Annotated in this window: 6 protein-coding genes; 2 read left to right on the top strand and 4 right to left on the bottom strand. The window is 67.2% G+C overall.

The annotated features are described in order from the left end of the window. The coding region (locus LI92_RS05255) for a cytochrome P450 (protein WP_046316718.1) at nt 1-1036 on the bottom strand (1036 nt) is incomplete at its 3' end. A gap of 190 nt (nt 1037-1226) precedes the next feature. Here LI92_RS05255 and LI92_RS05250 point away from each other — a divergent pair. Beyond that, entirely contained in the window at nt 1227-1772 is a 546-nt protein-coding gene (locus tag LI92_RS05250) for a TetR/AcrR family transcriptional regulator (RefSeq protein ID WP_046316716.1), read from the top strand. A 38-nt stretch (nt 1773-1810) separates the two neighbouring features. Here the strand turns inward: LI92_RS05250 and fadD17 are convergent, their stop codons facing one another. Continuing rightward, the gene (gene fadD17, locus LI92_RS05245; RefSeq protein WP_046316714.1) at nt 1811-3328 is read right to left on the bottom strand and encodes a long-chain-fatty-acid--CoA ligase FadD17; all 1518 of its coding nucleotides are present in this window, start codon (nt 3326-3328) and stop codon (nt 1811-1813) included. Nucleotides 3329-3357: 29 nt separating this feature from the next. Here fadD17 and LI92_RS05240 point away from each other — a divergent pair, with 29 nt between their 5' ends. Further along, nucleotides 3358-3831, top strand: coding sequence for a nuclear transport factor 2 family protein (locus LI92_RS05240; protein WP_046316712.1), 474 nt, complete (start codon nt 3358-3360; stop codon nt 3829-3831). Between the two features lie 18 nt (nt 3832-3849). On the opposite strand, the gene LI92_RS05235 is transcribed toward LI92_RS05240, so the two are convergent. Both LI92_RS05235 and LI92_RS05230 read right to left on the bottom strand, forming a co-directional pair. After that, nucleotides 3850-4947: an acyl-CoA dehydrogenase family protein gene (locus LI92_RS05235; protein WP_046316711.1), complete on the bottom strand. Its 1098-nt coding sequence runs from the start codon at nt 4945-4947 to the stop codon at nt 3850-3852. A 35-nt stretch (nt 4948-4982) separates the two neighbouring features. After that, the gene (locus LI92_RS05230; RefSeq protein ID WP_046316708.1) at nt 4983-6161 is read right to left on the bottom strand and encodes an acyl-CoA dehydrogenase; all 1179 of its coding nucleotides are present in this window, start codon (nt 6159-6161) and stop codon (nt 4983-4985) included. Between the last annotated feature and the right edge of the window lie 94 nt (nt 6162-6255).

The following is a 6255-nucleotide window of genomic DNA, read 5'->3' as shown; positions in this document are numbered from 1 at the left end:
GAGATGTGTATAAGAGACAGAGCCTGAACTGATCGGGATCGTCGAAGTGGTCCGGATCGCGGTTGGCCGCACCCCACAGCAACAGCAGACGTGAATCGGCGGGAAGCTGCACGCCGCACAGTTCGGTGTCGTTGACCACGTGACGATAGTGGCCCCGAAACGGGGGCTCGTATCGCAGAACCTCTTCGAGGAATGCACCGAGCAGTTCCGGCTGCCGGCGCAGCTGTTGTTGGACGTCTTGGTTCGTGGCCAGAATCCACGCCGCAGAGCCGATCAGGGACGCCGTTGATTCGCCGCCGGCGCTGAACAAGATGATCATCATGGTCAGCGCGGTCAGGTCCTCGAGCTCTCCGCGCGCGCAGGCCGTGGCCAGGTCGCCCAGCAGATTGTCCTGGGGATCTGCCACGGCCCGTTGGAACTGATCGGCGATGTAGCCCGCCAGCTCCATCACGGACATGCCGGCGGCGGTGAGCTGGTCTTCGCTGACCAGCCCCTCGACCACCTGGGTCGCCGCGTACCCCCAGCGGACCAGCTTTTCGGTGTCGGAGTCGGGCACGCCGATGATGCGACCCACGATCATCATCGGGAGCCGATTCGCCATGGCGCCCATCCACTCGATACGCCCCCGGCTCAGCTGGGTGTTCCACAGCTGCTGGCCGGTCTCGGCGATAAACGGCTCGAAGGCCCTGATGCGTTTGGCCGCCAACTGTGGAAGCAGCGCCTTGCGGTGCACGGCATGTGCGGGTTCGTCGGCGGTGGCCAGCACATGGCCTTTGCCACCCAGGCCCTCCATCGCAAACATGCCGACGTCGCCGCCGGGCTGATAGGTCATGGTCGCGGTCAGGTTCGAGGAGAAGTCCTCGGGCCGGGCAATGGCCTCGTTCACCGCATCCCAGCGGCTCACCGCATAAAAACCCGAGTCGCCGATGCGATGAACCGGTCCGCTCTCGGTCATGCGCCGATACAGCGGGTAGGGATCTTGTACGTAGTTGTCATCGAACAACAGCATGCCCAGTCGGCCTTCGCGCGTCGTCACTTCGTCACGCTGACCGGTGCGGATATGCCGCGTCAACCACCGCGGCCGATGTTGAGATTTCCCCATCGCCCGCAGGCGGTGGACGCCGTTTCACACCGATGAACGCACCAGCACAAAGCCTGAGATTTAAGCCCGCTCGTGTCTCAAAGCTGAGACAGTAGAGCTACGCGCGAATCGGGAAGGCGGGACGGTGGCTCGAGATGACTGGCTGTTGGGGGCCGAGCGACGTGCGGCGGCCGCAGACCGCATCTATGCGGCCGCCACGGAACTTGTGCTGCGGGATGGGCTGGAGGCCTTCGACATCGAGACGCTGGCCGAGCATGTGCACTGCTCCCGGGCGACCATCTACCGCTATGCCGGAGGTAAAGCCCAGATCCGCGACGCCGTGCTGCTGCGCTTGGCGGCCCGCATCGTCGACTCGGTCCGCACCGCGGTGCAGGACCTGACCGGGCCGGAGCGGATGGTCAAGGCGATCACCGTCGCCCTCGAACACATCCGGGCCGACCCGGTGCGCAACATGATGGACGGCGTGACCAACGGTCGCGATCTCACCGAGCTGCCCGCCTCGCCGGTGCTGGGCCGGCTCGCCGTCGACCTCACCGGAATTGCCGCCGACGATCCGCAGGCGGCCCAGTGGATCGTGCGGGTGGTCATGTCACTGGCGATTTGGCCCATCGGTGACACCCAGACCGAACTGCAGATGGTGCGGCGATTCGTCGCGCCGGCCTTCAGCTGATCGGCTGCGCACCAGCGTCTTTGCCGGAAAGGATGGGGTTACCGACGGATCTGGAACACCGGATCGGCACACTGCGTGCCCTCGGCGGACAACACCCGCTTGAGCACCTTGAACGTCTCGGTGCGCGGCAGTTCGTCGGCCACTCGCACATAGGACGGCCACTGCTTGGGTCCCAAGTCGGGCTGCTCGGCCAGAAACGCGCGAAACTCGTCGGCGTCGAACGACGCACCCCGGGCCAGCACCACCGCGGCCATCACTTGATCGCCGACCGCCGGGTCCGGGATGGGATACACCGCGACCTGCGCGACGGCATTGTGGCGCAACAGGACGCGTTCGATCGGAGCGGTGCCGAGGTTTTCACCGTCCACCCGCATCCAGTCGCCGAGCCGGCCGGCGAAGTAGGCGTAGCCGGCCTCGTCGCGGTAGGCCAGGTCGCCGGAGTGGTATATGCCGCCGGCCATCCGTTGTGCCTCGGCCTCGGGATCGCGGTAATAGCCGCGGAACTGGCCGCGGCCACTGGCGTTGACCAGCTCGCCGACCACGCCGGGTGGGCATTCCTGGCCGGTCTCGACGTCGATGATGGTGTTCCCGTCGATCAGTGGGCCCAGTGCGCCGGGCGGCGTGTCCGGGGTGCGCCCGATCGCCACTCCGCCCTCGGTGGAGCCGAACGCGTCGACCACCGTGCAGCCGAACCGGGCGGCGAACCGCTCCAGATCCCGCGGCGCCCCCTCATTGCCGTAGAGCAGGCGCAGGGGGTTGTCGGCGTCGTCGGGCCGCTCGGGCGTCGCCAGCACGTACGACAGCGGCTTGCCCACGTAATTGGCGTAGGTAGCCCCGAACCGGCGCACGTCGGGAATGAACCCGGATGCGGAGAACGTGCGCCGCAACGCGATCGACGCGCCGGCGGCAACCGCCACCGACCAACCCGCCATCACCGCGTTGGAGTGGAACAGCGGCATGGACAGATAGCAGACATCGGAGGTGCCCAGCCCGAATCGCTGCGACAACATCACCCCCGGGAACGCCGCCTTCCACTGGGTGCAGCGCACCGCCTTCGGGTCGCCGCTGGTTCCCGAGGTGAAGATCAGCATGAACAGCTCGTCGGCGTCGGCTTCACGGAAGGTCACCGGGGCACCGTCATAGTCGGCCAATTCCGCCTGCCACCCTGGTGATTCGACATCGATCATGCCCGTCACCTCGACACCGGCGGTGTTGTCGGCCAGCACCAGCTGACAGTCGGCGTGGGCGACATCGCGCTGCAGTGCCGCTCCTCTGCGGGTGGGATTCAGGCCCACCGGCACAATCCCGGTCAGTGCGGCGGCCACCAGCACCGTCGAGAAGAAAGGGGTATTGCCCAGCAGCACACCGACATGCGGCGGCTTCTCCGGGTCGAGACGGGCCCGCAGTGCGGCGCCCAGCCGGGCTCCCGCAGCGATGTGATCGCGCCAGCTGACGAAGCTGTCCTGGTAGAAGACGCCCCGGTCGTCCACGTCGGCCAACGGCGCCAGTAGGGCGGTAACAGTGGGCTGCTCGTCGAGGAGGGTCGCTGCTGACATGGGGGTCAGATTAGTGCTGCAATAGGGCGGTGACTGATTTCGAGGCCATAGAAGCCATCAAGGGCGTCAAGTACCGCTACCTGAGGGCGCTGGACACCAAGCACTGGGACGACTTCGCGGCCACGCTGACCGAAGACGTCACCGCCGACTATGGCAAGTCGATGGGCAGCGACCACACCTTCACCGACCGCGAATCGCTGGTGGAGTTCATGCGCAACGCACTGCCGGCCAACGTGATCACCGAGCATCGGGTCAACCACCCCGAGATCACCCTCACCGGAGCCGACACCGCCACCGGCATCTGGTATCTGCAGGACCGGGTGATCGTGCCCGACGTCAACCTGATGCTGATCGGCGCCGCGTTTTACCACGACACCTACCGCCGGACCGTCGACGGCTGGAAGATCAGCGCCACCGGTTACCAGCGCACCTACGACGCCACCGTGCCGCTGTCGGACCTTCCCGGGTTCAAGGTGACGTTCGGGGATGCGCTGAACCGCTGAAGCGCCCCGCCCGGCCAACTAGGCCGGTGTCTCGGCCAGTTCGCGGCCGATCGCCAGCAGCTGACCGGTGGCGCCGCCGAGCGCGAACTCGGTCTGCTTGGCCGCCAGAAAGTACCGGTGGATCGGGTGGTCGGTGTCGATGCCGACTCCGCCGTGGATGTGCACGATGCTGTGCGCCACCCGGTGCCCGGCCTCGGCCGCCCAGAACGCGGCGGTGGCCACCTGGGTGGTGGCGGGCAGCCCCTCGCTGACGCGCCAGGAGGCCTGGGTCAGGGTCAGCCGCAGACCCTTGACGTCGATGTAGCCGTCGGCCAGCCGCTGCGAGACGGCCTGGAAGCTGCCGATGGGCTTGTCGAACTGCTCCCGCTCACGGGCGTATTGGGCCGTCAGAGCCAATCCGCGCTCCAGCACCCCGAGCTGGTAGGCGCTGTGACCCAGCGCCGCGAGACTGATCAGGTGGTCGAGCGCATCGGCGCCACCGACGCGGCGCTCGGCCGCCAGCTGCGTCCCGGCGAACTCCAGGTGCCCGACACTGCCGCGGCCGGTGGTGGCCAACGGCGTCACCGTCACACCCGGATCGGTGGCGGCCACCAGGAACACCGCGGTACCGGAATCCGTCTCGGCCGGCACCAGGAAGGCGTCGGCGACCGGCGCGAAACCGACCTGGGTGCGGGTACCGGTCAGCCGGAACCCGCCGTCGGTCGCCGACGCGGCGACCGGACCCTCGCCCATGTCACCGTCGAGTGCGGCGGTGAGGATCTTCTGGCCGGCCACGGCCGGAGCGCCCCACTGCTGCTGCAGCTCGGCGGAGCCGAACTTCGCCAGCGTCCCGGCGGCCAGCACCACCGACTCCAGGTACGGCACGGCAGCCAGCTGACGCCCGAGCGCGGTCAGGATCGCCGTCTGCTCCAGCACACCGAACCCGCCGCCGTCCAGCGACTCACTGGCCGCGCTGGACAGCACGTCGGCGTCGATGAGCTTGCGCCACAGGTCGGTGTCGAAGCGTTGCTCGAGGGCATCCAGCGCGCGCTGGTGTTCTGGGGTGCACACCGCGTCGACGATCGTGGCGACCAGACCCGAGAGGTCGTCGGATGCTTCGGTGGTGGTGAAGTCCATGAGTGCTTGCCTCCAAAGTCCTTGGGGTAGTTAGGTCAGCGGTTACGGGGCAGGCCCAGGGCGACCATGCCGATGATGTCGCGCTGCACTTCGTTGGTGCCGCCCCCGAACGTCAGGATCAAGCACGCGCGGTGCATCCGTTCCACCCGTCCGCGCAGCAGTGCGCCGGGGGAGTCCTGGCGCACGGTGGCGGCGGTCCCGAGTACCTCCATCAGCAGCCGGTATGCCTCGGTGGCCAGCTCGGTGCCGAAGACCTTCGCCGCGGAGGCGTCCGCCGGGGACGGCGCGGCCTTGTCGGATGAGGCCAGCTCCCAGTTGATCAGCTTGAGCACTTCGGCCTTGGCCAGCACCCGCGCCAGATTGAGCTGCACCCACTGGGAGTCGATGATCCGGTTGCCGTGCGCATCCTTGGTGTTCTGCGCCCACTCACGGACCTCTTCGAGAGCCACGAAGATCGGCTGCGCCGACACCAGCGCGACCCGCTCGTGGTTGAGCTGGTTGGTGACCAGCTTCCAGCCCGCGTGCTCCTCGCCGACCAGGTTGCTCACCGGCACCCGCACATCCTGGTAGTAGGTGGCGCTGGTGTCCGGGCCGGCCATGGTGTGCACCGGGGTCCAGGAGAACCCCTCGGCGCTCGTGGGAACGATCAGCATCGAGATACCGCGATGCTTCTTGGCTTCCGGGTTCGTCCGGGCCGCCAGCCACACATAGTCGGCATAGGCGATCAGCGACGTCCACATCTTCTGGCCGTTGATCACGTACTCGTCGCCGTCGCGCACCGCGGTGGTGCGCAGCGAGGCCAAGTCGGTGCCGGCGCCCGGCTCGGAGTAGCCGATCGCGAAGTGCAGCTCGCCGGCCGCGATCTTGGGCAGGAAAAACTTCTTCTGATCTTCGGTGCCGAACGCCATGATCGTCGGGGCGACGCTGTTGATGGTCAGGAACGGCACCGGGGCGCCGGCGATCGCCGCCTCGTCGGTGAAGATCAGCTGATCCATCGCCGAACGCGCCTGACCGCCGTACTCCTTCGGCCAGCTCAGCGTCAACCAACCGTCCTTGCCCATCTGGGCCACGGTCTCGCGATAGACGTTGCCGGTGCCGTACTCGCCCTGGGTCGAACTCAGGGCCTCGCGCCGCTCCGGCGTCATCAGCGTGGCGAAGTAGGACCTCAGTTCGCTGCGCAGCTCTTCTTGGGCCGGCGTGTAGCTGATCTGCATCGGGGGAGTCCTTCGCTGGTGATCGGTGTCACGATAAGATTCAGTTCGACAGCTCGTTGTAACACGTTCTATTCCCGGGGTCCAACGGCCCTAG

It is taken from the genome of Mycobacterium sp. UM_Kg1 (genome assembly GCF_000972925.1).
GTDB classification, from domain to species: domain Bacteria; phylum Actinomycetota; class Actinomycetes; order Mycobacteriales; family Mycobacteriaceae; genus Mycobacterium; species Mycobacterium hiberniae.
This window is presented reverse-complemented; position numbering and strand designations above follow the sequence as displayed.